Annotated in this window: 15 protein-coding genes; 7 read left to right on the top strand and 8 right to left on the bottom strand. The window is 64.0% G+C overall.

What is annotated here, in order from left to right; translation table 11 throughout:
• Positions 1–143: 143 nt before the first annotated feature.
• From SU48_RS03450 to SU48_RS03485, 8 genes are all read right to left on the bottom strand, one after another.
• On the bottom strand, positions 144–917 hold the full coding sequence (locus SU48_RS03450; RefSeq protein WP_064014041.1) for a class I SAM-dependent methyltransferase: 774 nt from the start codon (positions 915–917) through the stop codon (positions 144–146).
• Positions 918–943: 26 nt separating this feature from the next.
• Positions 944–1,594, bottom strand: a complete 651-nt coding sequence (locus tag SU48_RS03455; RefSeq protein ID WP_064014042.1) for a class I SAM-dependent methyltransferase — start codon at positions 1,592–1,594, stop codon at positions 944–946.
• Complete coding sequence (gene hrpB, locus SU48_RS03460; RefSeq protein ID WP_064014043.1) at positions 1,595–4,111, bottom strand: ATP-dependent helicase HrpB; 2,517 nt, start codon at positions 4,109–4,111, stop codon at positions 1,595–1,597.
• A 399-nt stretch (positions 4,112–4,510) separates the two neighbouring features.
• On the bottom strand, positions 4,511–5,167 hold the full coding sequence (locus SU48_RS03465; RefSeq protein WP_064014044.1) for an HAD family hydrolase: 657 nt from the start codon (positions 5,165–5,167) through the stop codon (positions 4,511–4,513).
• On the bottom strand, positions 5,164–5,847 hold the full coding sequence (locus tag SU48_RS03470; protein WP_064014045.1) for an SDR family oxidoreductase: 684 nt from the start codon (positions 5,845–5,847) through the stop codon (positions 5,164–5,166). The genes SU48_RS03465 and SU48_RS03470 overlap by 4 nt, the downstream gene beginning before the upstream one ends.
• A 91-nt stretch (positions 5,848–5,938) precedes the next feature.
• The gene (locus tag SU48_RS03475) at positions 5,939–9,424 is read right to left on the bottom strand and encodes an ExeM/NucH family extracellular endonuclease (RefSeq protein ID WP_082869648.1); all 3,486 of its coding nucleotides are present in this window, start codon (positions 9,422–9,424) and stop codon (positions 5,939–5,941) included.
• Positions 9,424–10,224 (bottom strand): hypothetical protein, encoded by an 801-nt coding sequence (locus tag SU48_RS03480; protein WP_064014046.1) that lies wholly within the window; start codon positions 10,222–10,224, stop codon positions 9,424–9,426. Before SU48_RS03480 ends, SU48_RS03475 begins: the two co-directional genes overlap by 1 nt.
• Positions 10,225–10,353: 129 nt before the next feature.
• Complete coding sequence (locus tag SU48_RS03485) at positions 10,354–11,748, bottom strand: FAD-dependent oxidoreductase (RefSeq protein ID WP_064014047.1); 1,395 nt, start codon at positions 11,746–11,748, stop codon at positions 10,354–10,356.
• Positions 11,749–11,796: 48 nt separating this feature from the next.
• Here SU48_RS03485 and SU48_RS03490 point away from each other — a divergent pair, with 48 nt between their 5' ends.
• The 7 genes from SU48_RS03490 to rplJ all read left to right on the top strand — a co-directional run bounded on the left by SU48_RS03490 (position 11,797) and on the right by rplJ (position 16,419).
• Positions 11,797–12,984: an aminotransferase class V-fold PLP-dependent enzyme gene (locus tag SU48_RS03490; protein WP_064014048.1), complete on the top strand. Its 1,188-nt coding sequence runs from the start codon at positions 11,797–11,799 to the stop codon at positions 12,982–12,984.
• 346 nt (positions 12,985–13,330) lie between these two features.
• Positions 13,331–13,498, top strand: a complete 168-nt coding sequence (gene rpmG, locus SU48_RS03495; RefSeq protein WP_019012050.1) for a 50S ribosomal protein L33 — start codon at positions 13,331–13,333, stop codon at positions 13,496–13,498.
• Between the two features lie 81 nt (positions 13,499–13,579).
• Positions 13,580–13,759, top strand: a complete 180-nt coding sequence (secE, locus tag SU48_RS03500) for a preprotein translocase subunit SecE (RefSeq protein WP_064014049.1) — start codon at positions 13,580–13,582, stop codon at positions 13,757–13,759.
• A gap of 10 nt (positions 13,760–13,769) precedes the next feature.
• Complete coding sequence (gene nusG, locus SU48_RS03505; protein ID WP_064014050.1) at positions 13,770–14,342, top strand: transcription termination/antitermination protein NusG; 573 nt, start codon at positions 13,770–13,772, stop codon at positions 14,340–14,342.
• A gap of 187 nt (positions 14,343–14,529) precedes the next feature.
• Positions 14,530–14,964: a 50S ribosomal protein L11 gene (gene rplK, locus SU48_RS03510; RefSeq protein WP_064014051.1), complete on the top strand. Its 435-nt coding sequence runs from the start codon at positions 14,530–14,532 to the stop codon at positions 14,962–14,964.
• Complete coding sequence (gene rplA, locus SU48_RS03515) at positions 14,957–15,649, top strand: 50S ribosomal protein L1 (RefSeq protein WP_064014052.1); 693 nt, start codon at positions 14,957–14,959, stop codon at positions 15,647–15,649. The genes rplK and rplA overlap by 8 nt, the downstream gene beginning before the upstream one ends.
• A gap of 197 nt (positions 15,650–15,846) precedes the next feature.
• The gene (gene rplJ, locus SU48_RS03520; protein WP_231881664.1) at positions 15,847–16,419 is read left to right on the top strand and encodes a 50S ribosomal protein L10; all 573 of its coding nucleotides are present in this window, start codon (positions 15,847–15,849) and stop codon (positions 16,417–16,419) included.
• The last annotated feature ends 1 nt before the right edge of the window (position 16,420 follow it).

Below are 16,420 nucleotides of genomic sequence, written 5' to 3' on the forward strand. Positions count from 1 at the left end.
GCCTCCCACGCCCCGCCAGACCGGACTGGTCATGCTGGCCGTGCTGGGTCTGATGCTGCTGGGCGGCGCGATTGCCCGGATGCTGTAACAGTCGGAAGAAAAATAGCCCCGCTTGCCGTGTATTCGGTGGGCGGGTTTTTTTATTAGCTCTGGTACTTCAACACTCTGATGATTCCCCCAAAGCTGATGAACCCATTTTTTTCGTCTGGCAGGAAGCGGAGCAACTCTCGGTCAAGCCACTCGGCAATCTGTTCTGATGCTTCCCGGCCTTCGTCGCTAGCAGCAATCGTGTTGCTCTGGGTCAGGAGATAGGACACGAGTTGGGTGCGGTTCATTGGCAAGTCGTGTTTGAACTCTTCTTCCCAAAAACTGAAGCCCTCTGCTGTGGCCTGCGCTTCATCCAAGGTGTAGGGCCAGCGTGCCGGGGCAGGATAACGGGTGTTGTAGTGCTGTTTTACCCACAGATTGAACAACGGTTCTCCTGTCGAGTGTCCCAGAAAAAACATGTCGTACACGCACAGGACGCCGCCGCGTCTCAGGATACGGCGGGCCTCTGCAAAGAAAGCGGGACGGTCAAACCAGTGGATGCCCTGCGCCACTGTGATGACATCCACGCTGTTTGCGTCGAGCGGCAATTCCTCGGCGGGAGCCTGTGCATACTTGATCCGTGCATGCTCGGCGGCCTCGGCCAGCATGGATGACGACAGGTCAAAGGCCCAGACTTGATTCACTACCTCTGCCAAAGCCACGCTGGATAAGCCCGTGCCGCAGGCGATATCCGCTCCGACTCCGCCTTTTCCCCGTGCCTCTTCACTCAGCCAAGGAGTTAGCCGCTCCATAAACAGCGGGTGGAGGTAAGGCCGTCCAGCCGCGTACCGTTTGGCTCCATCAGCACTTTGAAAGGGATTTTGGATCACTGCAACAGCATAAGCATTGGCAAAGCCTAGTTTTTGAGAGGAACAAAGGAATGGATTTTGCTGTCCAACTTCTCCAGCACAAACAGCGTATGCGCCACCCGCACGCCGTAATGCGAAATCCAGCCCTCCTCGTGCTGCACGCTGAGGCCGCATTCGGCAAACAGCGCCAGCCATTCCGCCCGCGTGCGCTCCTGCTGCGGGTGCCCCCATTCCAGATTCATCAGGGCGTCGACCCAATGTGACTGGCTGCCCGTGTCTTCTAACACCAGCACGCGCCCCCGTGACACGCGTACAGCTTCACGCAAGACCCGCTCCGGGTCAGGGCAATGGTGCAGCACGAAGGCCAGCAGCACGGTGTCGAAGCTGTCATCGGGGAAAGGAACGGTGTGGCCGTCATAGCTGTGGCGCGGCAGGCTGTACTTTTGCGCCAGCAGCGCGGCAATCGGTTGGGCGATCCAGCGTTGCCCGAATGCGCCGGGGTGGGGCGGCACATCCAGCAGCGTGACCTGAAAGCCGTGCCAGAGCCTCAGCAGCGCGGCGGTGTGGCCGGAGCCCGCGCCCATATCGAGCACCTGCCCGCCAACGGGATGCGGCGCGATTCGGCCCGCCAAGTCTGCCGCCCGCCGCCACGCGACTGGGCCGTAGAGGGCGGCGGCAATGGAGGCCCAGACCCGCACCTACACGCCCCGTTTTTTGGTGCCTTTCATCGGCGCGTGTGTCCAAGGATCGTCGGGCCAAGGGTGCTTGGGATAGCGTCCCCGTAAGTCCTTGCGAACCTCGAAATAGCTGGAATTCCAGAACGAGCGCAAATCCTGCGTGACCTGCACAGGCCGTCCGGCGGGCGACAGCAGATGCAGCAGCACGGGCGTCCGGCCCCCATTCACGGTGGGCGTCTCGGCCAGCCCAAACAATTCCTGCAACTTCACCGCCAAAATGGGCGCATCGCCGGGGCGGTAGTCCAGCCGGATGCGGCTCCCGGTGGGCACGCTCAGGTGCGTGGGGGCCAATTCGTCCAGTTGCGCGGGCAGCGGCCAAGGCAAGAGGGCTTGCAAGGAGGGCAGCAGGTGAATGCGTCCCAGATCTTCCCGGCTGCGGGCATTGCCGAGGTGCGGCCCAAGCCACGTGTCCAGTGTGTCCAGCAGCGCCGTATCAGACAAATCGGGCCAACCGTCATCAGGCCGCCAGTGCCGTACCGATTCCACACGGGCGCGAAGTTGCGCGGCTTCTGGCGAGAAATTCAGCAGATGCAATCCCTCGGTGCGGATGGCTCCGGCCAATGCGCCCACCCGCGCCCCGGTGGGCAACTCACGCAGGGGTTGGCTACTCAGCACCAACGCGCCTACCCGCTGTTGCCGCTCAGCCAGCAGCGTGCCCGTGCGGGAATCCCAACGCACCACGTCGGCGGCTTCGGCGCGGGCCTCTAGTGCGGCGCGGCCTAATGGGGCCGCCAGAAAAATCCGGCCTTCCGCACTGCCTGAGTATTTGGCTGCTGCGCCGGGTGTGGCGTCCAGATGCGCCACTGCCAACGCTGAAGCCCCGGCCAACGGGTCTCCTTCGGGCAGCGCCGCGCCCTGTCCACCTGCCAGCAAAAACCGCCCGCGTCCGTCCTCCCGCGCCAGTGCCGCCCGCTCCGGGTAAGCCAGTGCCACCAACGCGCCCACGTCGTAGCCGTCCGGGGGAGTAAGATCAGGCCGCACTTTCAGCAGCGTGCGCCACTGCTTAGAGAGGCGTTCCACCCGCTCCAGCACGGCCACGTCGGCTGCGGTGCGCTCGCTACGTCGCCACGCCCGCAGTGCCGCCACCCGGTCTGTCAGATCGGCCCCAGAACCGGGGGGCAACGGGTCGCGTTCTTCCAGTAGGGCGGCCACGTCGGCGGCCAATGCTCCATCTTCGGCCCCGTTGAGCAGGTGCGCCAAGCGGGGATGCGTGGGGAAGTCCAGCAATCTTGCTCCCGCTGTCGTCACCCGTCCGGCGTCATCCAGTGCGTCCAGATCGTGCAGCAGCGTGCGGGCGAGGGCCACACGCGGTGCGGGCGGCACGTCCAGCCAGTGCAGGGTGGCCGGGTCGGGCGTGCCCCACTGCGCCAATTCCAGCGTCAGCGGGGCGAGGTCGGCTTCCAGCACTTCGGGCAGGCTGGCGGCGGGCAACAGGGCGTGCGTGCGCTCGCTCCAGAGGCGGTAGGCCACCCCCGGCGCGGTGCGTCCGGCCCGTCCTGCACGCTGCGTGGCGCTGTCCCGCGTGACCCGCCCCGTGACCATGCGCGACAGCCCCGATGCCGGATCGAAGCGCTGGGTGCGGCTCTGCCCACCGTCTATGACCACCCGCACGCCCGCAATGGTCAGGCTGGTTTCGGCAATAGACGTGGCGAGAACCACTTTGCGCCGCCCACTCGGATCAGGCAGGAGCGCCCGCCGTTGCGCGGTTAAAGGTAGGTCGCCGTAGAGGGGCAACACTACGGTTCCCGCTGCTTCCAGATCGGCCAGTTGCCCCGCCGCCCCCCGAATCTCGCGCACGCCCGGCAAGAAGGCCAGAATGTCGCCGGGGTCGGCCTCCAGCGCCGAGCGCACGGCCCGCGCCACCGCGTCTTCTACCCGCCCCACCGGGTCGGCACTCAGGTAGCGCACCTCCACCGGGTAGGCCCGCCCCGCGCTCTCGATCAGCGGGGCATTCAGGCGTGAGGGCAGGTCAGCATTCAGGGTGGCACTCATGACCAGCACGCGCAGGTCGTCGCGCAGTGCGCCCTGCACTTCCCGCAGTAAGGCCAGCGCCAAATCAGCGTTCAGGCTGCGTTCGTGGAATTCGTCCAGAATGACCAATCCCACGCCCGCCAGTTCAGGATCGCGCTGCAATCGGCGGGTCAGAATGCCCTCAGTCACAACCTCTATTCGGGTGGCCGCCGACACCCGCGACTCGAAGCGCACGCGGTAGCCCACGCTCTGGCCTACTTCCTCACCCAAGGTTTCGGCCATGCGGGACGCTACCGCCCGCGCCGCCACCCGCCGGGGCTGAAGCATCACGATGGTTTGGCCTGCCAGCCAAGATTCATCAAGCAGAGCCAGCGGCAGCGCCGTGCTTTTGCCCGCGCCGGGGGGAGCCTGCACCACCACCAATGCCGTATGGTGCAGCGCCGCCCGCACCGCCGGAATCACTTCGGCAATGGGCAAGTCGGTGGGCGGCAGGAGAGAAGCAGACATTTCGGCAGGCATGCTAGCGCGGGTGGGCGGGCAGAGGAATGGAACGCCTGTTCAGCAAAAGCGTGTACACTCACGGCGTCCTGCAAGGGACGCGGCGCATGACAACCGGGGCAAGAGCGGGTACAACACGGACGTGAAAGCGCCCGGAGTTGCGATCCGGGCGCTTCAGAAAAGGAGGTGATTTCCTTATGGCTCAACACCGTAAGGTTACACCAAAACGCCCGCGCAAGCCAATCAAGCCGAGTGACGTTGCTGCGATCATAGCAGCGGTAGGCACTCTGCTGATGGGCTTGGCGGCGGTTCTGACAGCCCTGAACTAAGCCCTCTCGCGCTCCGGTTGCGTGTGCCTAAATTCCGATATTCAGCGGCCCTTCTGCCTGTCAGCAGTTGGGCCGTTTTCTATATCGGAACAGGCAGCCCCTCTAGCCTTAGAACGTCCCGCAAATCGCGCAGCACCGCATCCGGCGTTTCCCCATTCAGCGCGTGTCCGGTGGGCAGGAAGGCTGCTCGCATCCCCACTTGCTGTGGCCTCCACACGTCATTTTTGGGCGAGTCGCCTACAAACCAAGTTTCCGCCGCCGACACGCCCAGCCGTTCCAGCGCCAGCGTGTAGATGCGGGGGTCAGGTTTGCTCAGGCCCACTTCCTTGCTGATCACGACATCATCGACAAGGGGCCGGAGACCGCAGCCTTCCAAACAGGCGGTCTGTACGTCCTTCCAGCCGTTGGTGACGACGCCTATTCGGATTCCAGCCGCTCGCAACTCGTCCAGTGCGTTTACCGCGTATGGCATGAGGGCAGGAGCAGTCAGGAAATGGGTGGCAAAATCTTGGAATAACTGCTCGGAGTCGTGCAGTAAGCCAAATTCCCCGATCAAATCTGGGAAAACTTCCCGCTTAGCTCTGTACCCAAAATCGTCCAACTCGGTGAACCTTTCTGCATACCCAGCAGGCAGACCAAACCGTTCCATATGCCCGCTCAGCCAGCTTTGCACGGTGGCGTTTCGGTCATGCAAGGTGCCGTCCAGATCGAACAGAACGGCGCGTACTGGAGTCAACGCGGCCCCGGACGAATGCTGAGATCAGGGATGGTGGCGTCACGCGGCAAGTTCAGCACAGAGCAGATAGCGTCGGCCACCGTTTCGGCCTGTACGAAGGCGGTAGGGTCATACGTTGCGCCTTCCTGCCCGCGCACCTTGCGCTGCATTTCGGTGGCGGTGCGGCCCGGATAGAGGCTGGTGACGCGCACGTCGTGGGGCGCTTCCTCGTCGCGCAGGGCGTCGGCCAAGGCTTTCAGGGCGTGCTTGCTGGCGGCGTAACTGGCCCACTCTGCGCCCGCCCGCAGTCCCGCGCCGCTGTTCACGAACAGAACCGTGCCGCGCTCTGCCCGCACACGCGCCAGCAGCAGCCGGGTCAGTTCGGCGGGGGCCACCACGTTCACGGTCAGGGTGTGCGTCCACACCGCGTAATTCTGCTCGGCCACCGCGCCCAATTCCACCATTCCGGCGTTGTGAATCAGGTTAGTCACGCGGCCCAATCCAGCCAAAGCCCCCGCAAACGTTTCGGGCCGCGTCAGATCAAGGGTCAATGTTTCGCCGCCCACTTCTGCCTGCAACGTGTCCAGTTTGGCTGGGTCACGCCCCACCAGAATCAGGTCGTGTGCGCCAGCCAAAGCGCGGGCGAGCGCTGCGCCGATGCCGCCAGTGGCACCGGTGATGAGGGTCACGGGTTGGGTCATGGGCAGACGCTAGCGCACTTGGCGGGTGGAGGCACAGCAAAACCGCCGCACCCATTCAGGGAAGCGGCGGTCAGAGGTTAGAGTTTAAGGCTCAGGGGCAAGGAGTCACTGCACTTGCGCTGTTGCGGGGCGTAGGGGCCGCCGCCGTAAAATCGCTGGCGTTGTTATTGGCGTCGGTGCAGCCGTTTCCGGCACGGGTGGCGGCAGTGGTGTTGCTCAGAGCCGGAGCCGCAGCAGCGCCTTCAAAGGCGTTGGCGCTGCCGTAGCCCACGAAGTCCAGCACGTCGGGATCGGCCAGTCCGGTAATCGCTGCGGCGTTGGCTACCAGCGCGATTTTGCCGTTGGTGCCCGACATCAGAATGCCCGTACCCGTGAAGTTGGCGTCGGGCGTGGGCAGGGCCGCCGCGGGGCCTGTGCCGTCCGACATGCGGATCAGGAAGGATTGGCCGGGCTGCACGTTGAAGGTGGGCAGGGCGATGGAAGCGGTGGCCGTCGCCGCGAACGTGCCTGCCGCCGAAGCGTACTGCACGCTCATTCCTGCCGTACTCACAGGCTGCTTGCTGCGGTTGAACAACTCCACGAAGTCGCTGAGGAAGGTTGCGCCGCCGTTGCCGCCCGCGCCGTAGACCTGCCGAATCACGAGTGCGCCGCCTGCCACTGCCGCTGCTGGGTTCACGGTCACGTTCAGGGTGCTGCTGTCGCTGAGTGCGCCGTTGCGGGCGGTGATGGTGTACTGGTAGCTGCCGGGGGCCGTGCCAGCCGGGGCCGAAACAGTGGCGTTGAAGGCTGCGCCGCTGGCGACGGTGGCGGGCACGGTCACGATGGCGGGTGCGCCGCTGTTAGGCGTCACGGTCAGGGTGATGGGGCCGCTGGCGTTCACGTTGCTGGCGGTAAAGCTCTGGGTCACGCTTCCGCCCACGGTCACGGTGGCGTTGCCCGTTTCCGGGGTCAGGGTCAGGCTGGCAATCGGCGTGCTGATGGGCGCGTCTGCCGTCAGGTTCAGGCCCACCAGCACGGGGTCATGGTCGCTGCTGCGGAAGGCGTCGGGTGCGAAGAAGGATGCCTGCTGATCGGCAGCCTTGAATTCCGTGTTGTAGTCCAGAATCACGGGTTCGTCGGCGTTGATGTGCCACTTGGTCTTGCCCGTCAGTTGCCCGTTCAGGCTCTGGCTCACGATGGCGTGATCGAGGCTGCCCCACGTGCCGTCGAACTGGTACGAGTAGCTTTCGGGGCCAAATACGCTGACCAGATCGTCGGCGTTGCCTGCCGTATTGTCGGCCCCACGCAACAGGCGCATGATCGGGTCTTCCATCCGGTAGGCGTTCAAGTCGCCCAACAGGATGCGGTCTGCGTCGGCCACACCGGTGGGGTTGGTTTCCAACCATTTGGTGATGACGGCGGCGGCGGCAAGGCGTGTGGCGTTGCTGGCCCCCTGACCGTCCAACTGATCGGTGTCGCCCGCGCAGGGGCTGCCCTTACTTTTCAGGTGAGCCATCGCCGCGGTAAAGCGCCCGCCGTTCGCGTTGCTCTGGAAGGTCTGCGCCAGCGTGGGGCGGTTGCAGGTGTCGATATAGGCCGGGTCGAAAGTGCTGTCCAGAATCGCCAGATTGCCCACCGGGGTTACGGCGGCGGGTTTGTAGATCATGGCAACCGTAATCGCGTCGGTGCCGATGTTGGCCGCCGAATTGATGTAGGCGTAAGTGCCCGCCGTGCCGCCCGTGGCCGGGTCGTTCAGCGCATTCACCAGATTGGCGAGGCTGCTGTTGGCACCCTTGGCGTAGTCGTTCTGCATTTCCAGAATGCCCAGCACATCGGCGTTCAGTTTGCGAATCGAATCTACGGTTTTGGCCCGCTGGCGCAGGAACTCGTCGCAGTTGTTGGCCCCGCGTGCCGTGCTGCCTGTGCCGTTGGGGGTGCAGCCCGTATTGGTGGTCAGCAGCGTGGTGAAGTAGTTCAGCACGTTCATGCTGCCCACGCGCAGGCTGCCGCCCACCGCTTCGGGCACGGGCTGGCGCGGGTTGGTGGCGGTAATGGTGGTGCTGGCGGCGGTGGCGTGAATGCGGTAAGTGTCGATGCTGCCGCTGCCCGTCCAGCCGTCGTTGCTGTAGCTCAGCACGCCTGTGGCGGTGGCCGTATCGCCGCCGCGCAGGGTGTTGGCCGCGCTGAGGGGTTGGTTGCCGCGCCCGAAAATCAGCGGGTTGGGGTTCTGCGCCCGCGTGCCGTCGTCGATCCGAATAAAGCGGTTGGGCAGGTTGGCATTGAATGCGGCCAGTCCCGCCACACTGGGCGCGTTGATCTGGCTGAAGGTGTACAGGCGCTCGTCGGCCAGATCGAAGCTGCCGCCACGTCCCAGCGTGAAATTGTTGGTCACGGTGCCGCTGACCGTCACCAGCATCCCCTCGAAGCGTTCGCGCTCCGAGAAGGGGAGAGGCAGAGTGAGGGTCTGGGGTGCGGGCAGGGCGGTTCCATTCGCCAGCACAGTCACGGCAGCCGCACTGGCGGGGCTGATCTGCGTGGCAGTCACGAATTCGCTCACGTTTCCGGTCACGCGCACGCGGTCTCCGGTGGTCAGGGTGGGGCAATTGCCACCCGTAGAACCGCAGAAGATGAACACGCCGTCGCTGGTCTGGGCGTCGTTGTCGGCGTCTATCCCTTCTTCCTGCACAAAAAAGCCGCGCAAGGTTCCGGCCACCAGATTGCTGGTCACCACGCCTTCTACGGTCACGGCTCCGGTCAGCGGGCTGGGGGCGTTGCCGCTGGGGGTGCTGCCCTGCACGGCTCCGATGTTGTTGAGGGCAATGGTGCCGGGGTTGTCGGTGGCGCTGAACACGAGACTGAAGGCAAACGGGTCTTCGGCGGCGGTGGCGGCCATCGGAATTTGGGTGGCAAAGGTCACCACCGTTTCGGCTCCGGGCGCGAGAGTGGACAGACTCTGCCAGCCCTGATGCGCCACGCCCGCCACTTGCAGGCCAGCGGGCAGGGTCACGGCCAAGTCCCCTGTATTCAGCCCGGTCACCAGCGGCGTCGCTTTGGGGTCAGGCGCGAAGGTGGGCACGCCGCCCACGTAGGTCAGTTCGCGGCCCGTGTCGGGTTTCAGGGCGGCGGCGCGGGTGTCGGGGACGGGGGAGCCGTCGAACCGCTTCACGTCCTTAAACGGGGTAGAGGAGACGGTGGCCGTATTGGTGGCGTCGCCGCCCGCCGTGTCTACAGGCACGAAGGTGGGGGCCGTCAGCGTGGCGGTTCCAGTGTTTTTCACCCGGAAGGAAGCCCGCAGGTAGCGCACCCGGTTGGCCTCATCGGTCAGGGTGCCCGCCGACAGGGGCGTGTACAGGAGATCGGTGACGGCGGTGGCCTGCGGAGTGAGTCCCTTTACGGCCTGCACGCTGATGGTGGGCGTGGCAGAGGTGGCGTCCGTCACGCGCAGTTCGTAGGTGCCGAGGTTGGCGGGTGCGGTGCGGGCGGTCTGATTGGCACCGGGTTGGTTGGCGTTGGGAGCTTGCACGCTGGGTTGGCCGCAGGCGGTCAGGGCCAACAGTCCGGCAAGAATCAGGCGGTTGCTGAAGAGAGGACTGGACATTATTGTTCGCTCCGTGTGGGCAGGGTCAGGGGGGTGGCGGCGCTCGGTGCCGTTTCTACGGCGGCCAGCAGCAGCGTGACGGAAAAGGGTTCAGCGCCGGGGTGGGCGGTGCGGTTGAGGGTCAGGCCCACATTCAGGGGCCGGGTCGCGCCCGTGCCCTGCGTGACGAAGGCTTTTCCGGTGTAGGTGCCTGCGGCAAAGCTGCCCGCTGGGTAGCCCGCCACCGTTCCCGCCGGACTCTTCGCGCCTGTGGTGGTCAGGGAAACGTCGTTGTATAGGCTCGCGCCGGGAGTGGTCACGTCTTCTACCAAGCCTGTGGCCGCATTAAAAGTCTTGGGCTGGCCCAGCGTCAGCGATGAGGCGTAGGCAGGCGCAGAGGTGCCGTTAAACAGCCGAATCAGCGTGTAGGGCGTGTTGCCTTCGGTCAGGGGGCTGCCCATGCCGTCCACTTTGGCATCGTCCGACAGGCTCACGGGCACGAAGGCCAGCGGCGTGCTGCCCACGTTGCCCACCCGGTAGGCCGCGTGGAAGTGGCGCGTATCTTGCCCGTTCACGGTGGCAGTGAACGTGTGAACACTGTCCAGCGTAAAAGTCAGGTTCGCCGTGTCCTGCGCGGTCAAGTTGCCGCTGACCACGTTCAGGCTGCTGCCCAGAAGTTGCGTGCCGATGCCGTTGATGGTCAGGGCCACGATGGGCGCGGTGCCGCTCGGCGTAGGTGTGGGTTCGGGAAGGGGTGTAGGGTCGGGCGTGCAGGCCACGAGGCCCGCCAGCAAGGTGAGGGTCAACAGGGTTCGTTTCATAGCGTCCTTAGGAAACAGCAGTGAGTTGGAGTTGAAGCACCCAATTCTAAACGCGAAATGTCAGGAATGTTAATGCTGGGTGTGAAGTTCAGTGTTCTTGAGCGGGTGCTTATGGGTTGAGGGCTGAGTCTAAGCCGTTTTGATCTTGCGGTTCAATTTGTCGGCGGCCACCAGCAAGACGTCCCACACACCAGAAAAGGGCGGGGCGTAGGCAAGGTCGGTATCAAAGAGATGCTGAACGGTGCTGCGGCGGTGCAGCAGGGCGGCCACCACGTCTACCCGCTTCACGCTGATGTGGCGCGGGCTGACCAGTTGCACGCCTAGCAGTCGACCACTGCCCACTTCGGCGGTCAGGCGCACATGAATCGGGCGCGAATCGCCGTAATACCCGGCGTGGTCGGTGCTGTCTACATCTACACTCACGGCCTTCAATCCCAGCGCATCGGCTTCGGCCTGTGTTAAGCCAGTGCGGGCCGCGCCCAACTCGAAGACTTTGAAAATGGCCGTGCCCACGATGCCGGGAAAAGTGGCGTCTCCGCCTGCCATATTCACGCCTGCCACGCGGCCCATGCGGTTGGCGGTGAGGCCCAGCGGAATATGCACCTTGCGCCGCGTGACCCGGTGCAGGCTTTCGGAGTTGTCGCCCGCCGCGTAGATGCCCGGAACGCTGGTTTCCTGCCGAATATTCACCGCCACCGCGCCGGTTTTGCCGAGTCGTGCGCCCGCCGCTTTTACCAGTTCCGTATTGGGTTTCACACCGACTGCCACGATCACCAGATCAGCCCGCACCAATCCCTTCGAGGTCTGCACACCCGTCACGTGTCCTTCTCCGGTCAGGCCCTCCACTGCCGTCCCACAGCGCACATCCACGCCCTTAGCTTCCAACTCTGCCCGCACGCGGCGTTGCAACTGGGTATCCAGCATTCGCCCCGCCACTTCCGGCCCCTTTTCCAGCAGCACCACATTCAGGCCGCGTGCGTGCAGGGCTTCGGCCATCTCCAGCCCGATATAGCCGCCGCCGACGATGCAGGCGCGTTTGGGCGCTTTGCCGTCCTTTCCCTGCAAACTGGCCTCTATCGCCTGTCCGTCTGGAATGTCGCGCAGCACATGCACGCCGCTTAACGTGGTGTGTGCCCAGTCGGGGCGCACGGCGCGGACTCCGGTGGCGATCAAGAGGCGGTCAAAGGGTTCCGTGGTGGTGCGTCCGGCGGCGCGGTCTAGCACGGTCACGGTGCCAGCTTTCGCGTCCACGCCCGTCACTTCATGCCCGGTGCGAATGCCGATGCCTTGGCCGCGCATCCGTTCCGGCGTCCGGGCGATCAAGTCGTCAAAGTCCTCAACTTCTCCGCCGATCACATACGGCAGGCCGCACGCGCCGTAGCTGATGTAGTCGCCGCGCTCGAAGACCACCACTTCCGCTCCCGGATCGAAGCGTTTGGCGCGGCTGGCTGCACTCATGCCCGCCGCCACGCCGCCGATGATCACGATTCTGCCCGTGCTGCCCGCCGCTGATTTTGCGCCCATGCAAAGCAGGCTACCGCGCCGCGCCTGCCGCACCGTTACCATGCACCTATGACCGATACCGCTGCCCGCCCCGGTTTGACCACGGCTGACCTGCCCGCCTATATCCCCCTCAACCGGGAACGCCTGATCGCGCCCGGCCCAGTCGAGGTTGACCCCCGCGTGCTGCTGGAATTGGCCCAGCCCCAGATGCACCACCGGGCAGCGGCGGGCATCGAAAAACTGATGGAAGCCCGCGCCAAGCTGACCCAACTGCTGGGCGATCCCTACGACGCCGTGATCACCACCAGCAGCGGCACCGGAGCCTTCGAGGGCGCTTTGGTCAGTCTGGTGCCGGAAGGGGCCAAAGTCGTGAACGCGCAGGCCGGAAAATTCAGCGAACGCTGGGGCGAAATGGCTGGGCGGCTGGGGTACGACGCGCAGATCGTGGGAAAGCCTTGGGGCGAAGTTCTCGATCCAGAGGAAGTGGCCGACGCCGCCAAAGATGCCCACACGCTGCTGATCACCCACAGCGAAACCAGCACCGGGGCGCTGCACGATCTGGCGGCCATTTCGCAGGCGGCCCGCGCGGGGAACCCTGACCTGATCATCATCGCCGACTGCATCACCAGCTACGGCGTGGCCGAGTTGCGCCCGGCAGCGTGGGGCGTAGACGTGATCGTGTCGGGCAGCCAGAAGGGAACGGCCACGCCCCCCGGCCTCGGCTTCGTGCTGTTTTCCCCTGAAGTCCAGACCCGCCTGATCAAGAACACGCCGCGTGGGTTTTACCTCGATATGCACCGCGAATTGACCGGGCAAAAGGCGGGCAGCACGCCCCAGACGCCCGCCATCAACCTTATTTATGCGCTTTCGCTGTCGCTGGAGCGCTTGCTGTGCGTACCATTGGACGTGCTGTGGGCCGAAAAACGCCGCCAAGCCGACGCCCTGATCGCTGCCGGAACCGCGCTGGGTGCGCCTGCTTGGGCTGCCCGCACCAGCCCCGCCGTTGCTGTTCTGACCCCGCCCGCCGGAATCACGGGCCGCCAAGTCTCCGCCCGCTTGGCCGAAATGGGGCAACGCGCTCTGCCCGGTCAGGCTCCGCACGAAGACACCGTGTTCCGGGTGTCCACGATGGGCTACGCAGACCGCTACGACGCGCTGGGCATTGCCGGAATAATGGAAGAATGCTTTGCCAGCTTAGGTGTCAAGGTGGAGCGCGGCGCAGCGGTGGGGGCGGCTTGGGCGGCACTGCGGGTTTAAGGGAGAGTGGAATCGCGTGTAAACCCCCCAGTCTGCTTCGCAGCCAGCCCCCCTCAAGGGGAGCGCAAAAGCAGTTGTCCCCACCTCTAAGGGGGGACGTTGCGCCAGCAACGGGGGGGTTTACACGCAAACTCGGCTGCAAAAACGTGACCCAACCCTAGACACCCGCCCCCTGTATCTCTATACTTGGAATGTTGCCCGCCAGAAGGCGGGTTCTTTACCAGCATAACCAGAGGACACCTGACCAGAATGGAAGGGGCGGCCCCAACGGTTTTCCCGCAGCAGCGGAGTGCTGGGAGCAGGGTTCCAGGGTGCATGCGCCCTCCCCCGCGAAAGGAGTTTGAACATGGCGAAAGACGGCCCCCGTATTATCGTGAAGATGGAAAGCACCGCTGGAACAGGCTTTTACTACACGACCACCAAGAACCGCCGCACCACGCAGACCAAACTGGAACTGCGTAAGTACGACCCCGTTGCCAAAAAGCACGTCGTCTTCAAGGAGAAGAAAGTCTGATCTGCTGGGGCCGCCTTGCCCGTATCTGGGTTCGGCGGCTCCACCGGGTCGGCTTTCTTTCTTCTAGGCGCAGGTGAACGCATGAACTTGATTCAGTACTTCCGGGACGCCCGCGCGGAATTGTCCCGCGTGACGTGGCCCACCCGCCAGCAAGTGCTGGAAGGCACGCAGGCCGTGCTGATCTTCGTCGTGGCACTCACCCTGATCGTGTTTTTCATGGATCGCGTGTTCGGCTTTGCCGTTCGTGCGCTCCTCCCATAAGGCGGCTGACATGAGTATTGAATGGTACGCCGTGCATACCTACGTGGGTCAGGAAGACCGCGTGCAAGACCAGCTGATGGATCGGGCCAAAAAGCTGGGCATGTACTACACCAAGATTTTTCAGGTGTTGCAACCCAGTGAGGAAGCCGTAGAACTGCGCGAAGGCGGCAAGAAAGAAACCGTCAAGCGCAAGCTGTTTCCGGGCTATGTGTTCGTGCAGATGGATGTAGAAGACGATGACGCACCCGGCGAACTGGGCGAGTCTTGGGAAGTGGTGCGCGGCACCAACGGCGTGACCGGGTTCGTCGGTACCGCCACGCGCCCCGTGCCCCTGTCCCACGATGAGGTTCAGCGCCTGTTGGCCTCGGTAGGCGTGGCTGCTCAGCCCGTCGTCGAAGAAGCCCCGCGCATCAAGGTCAGCCTCAAACCCGGCGATATGGTTCGGGTCACGGGCGGCCCTTTTGCCGACTTCAGCGGCATCATCAGTGAAGTCAATGCTCCGCAGGCCAAGGTCAAGGTGCTCGTCAGCATCTTTGGCCGCGAAACGCCTGTCGAACTCGATTTCGCGCAGGTCAGTAAGTAAGGCCCCGTTGCCCCGCGGTTGTCTTCCCACTAGGGACTAGGCAAACGGGGGCAAAAGGCGGTAAAATCAAAAAGTTGCTGCCAATTCATCCTTAAAGGGTGAAGCCCTCAACCGGGCAGGCAGAACTTAGCGTCAGCACCCCACCGCCACCTGTTGGTGCGTTCTGGGGGAGCTAAGGAGGCAAGACATGAAGAAAATTACCGGAATGGTGAAACTCCAACTCCCGGCAGGTAAGGCGACACCCGCCCCGCCCGTCGGCCCCGCGCTCGGTCAGTACGGCGCGAACATCATGGAATTTACGAAGGCGTTCAATGCGATGACCGCCGACAAGGGTGACGCGATCATCCCCGTCGAGATCACGATCTACGCAGACCGCTCCTTCACGTTCATCACCAAGACCCCCCCCATGAGCTACCTGATCCGCAAGGCCGCAGGGCTCTCCAAGGGCAGCCCGACCCCCAACAAAGCCAAAGTCGGCAAACTGAACTGGGATCAGGTGCTGGAAATCGCCAAAACCAAGATGCCCGACCTGAACGCAGGCAGCATCGAGGCCGCCGCGTACACCGTGGCAGGCACGGCACGCTCTATGGGCGTGACCATCGAGGGGGCCCCGAATGCCTAAGCACGGTAAGCGGTACCGCGCGTTGACCGAAAAGGTTGACCGCAACAAGCAGTACACCATCGACGAAGCTGCCGCACTGGTCAAGGACATCGCCACCGCGAAGTTCGACGAAACCGTGGAAATCCACTTCCGCCTCGGCATTGATCCCCGCAAGAGCGATCAGAACGTGCGCGGAACGGTTGCCCTGCCTCACGGTACGGGCCGCACAGTGCGCGTGGCCGTGATCACCAAGGGTGAAAACGTGGCGTTGGCCGAAGCCGCTGGCGCAGATGTCGTCGGCAGCGAAGACCTGATCGAGCGCATCGCGGGCGGCTTTATGGAGTTCGACTCCGTTGTTGCCACGCCTGACATGATGGCCCAAGTCGGCCAGAAGCTCGCGCGGTTGCTGGGGCCCCGTGGCCTCTTGCCCAACCCCAAGAGCGGCACCGTCGGCCCCGACGTCACGGGCATGGTGCGCGGTCTGAAAGCCGGACGCATCGAGTTCCGCAACGACAAGACGGGCGTGGTTCACGCGCCTATCGGCAAGGCCAGCTTCGATCCGGCCAACCTGACGGCCAACTATGCAGCCCTAATTCAGGCCGTTGAAGCCGCCAAGCCCAGCAGTGCGAAAGGCGTCTTCGTTCGGAGCGCCTTCCTGACCAGCACGATGGGGCCGAGCATTCCCCTGTCGCTCACCACGGCGTAACTTTTTCGGGGGTCTAGGCTCTGGCCTCTGCCCCCGCTGACTTCAGCACCCCGGTGCGCTTCTGCACCTTTTAACAGCATCACCGTTAGACCGGCTTCCGTGACAGCGGGGACTCTTGCCAAGTTTAAACATCCCGCCGAGTTGTCAGGGCGCAGTTACCGCACCCGGACTTGTTCGACACAAAGGAGGTTCACCGCGTGGCGAACGAAAAAAACCAGCAGAACCTCAGCAGCCTTCGGGGCAGCCTTTCGGGCGTCGACACGTTTTACGTCGTCGATTACCAAGGCCTGACCGCAGGGCAACTGAGCAAACTGCGTAAAGACATCCGCGAAAAGGGTGGGCAGCTCATCGTTGCCAAGAACACCCTGATCAACATCGCCCTTCAGGATGGTGGCCGTGACTTTGCCGACGCCCTGAAAGGCCCCAGTGCCCTCGTTCTGGCCCATGAAGACCCCGCTGGCGTCGCCAAGACCCTCAGCGACGCCGCCAAAGCCAACGACAAAGGCATTCCCGCCATGAAAGGCGGCCTCGTGGAAGGCAACCGCGTCGATGTGAAAGTCATCGAGCGCCTTGCCAGCCTCGGCAGCAAGCAGAGCCTTCAGTCCGAGTTCGTGGGTGTGCTGTCCAGCCACCTGTCGAGCTTCGTCGGAATTCTGGAAGCTTACAAAGCCAAGCTCGAAGAGGGCGCTCCTGCGGACAGCAGTGCAGATGCAGTTGTTGCCGAAGCCAGCGCCCCAGCAGACGACAGCGCGCCCGAAGCCAGCGTCTAAG

Origin of the sequence: Deinococcus puniceus (assembly GCF_001644565.1) — a bacterium.
GTDB classification, from domain to species: Bacteria; Deinococcota; Deinococci; order Deinococcales; family Deinococcaceae; genus Deinococcus; species Deinococcus puniceus.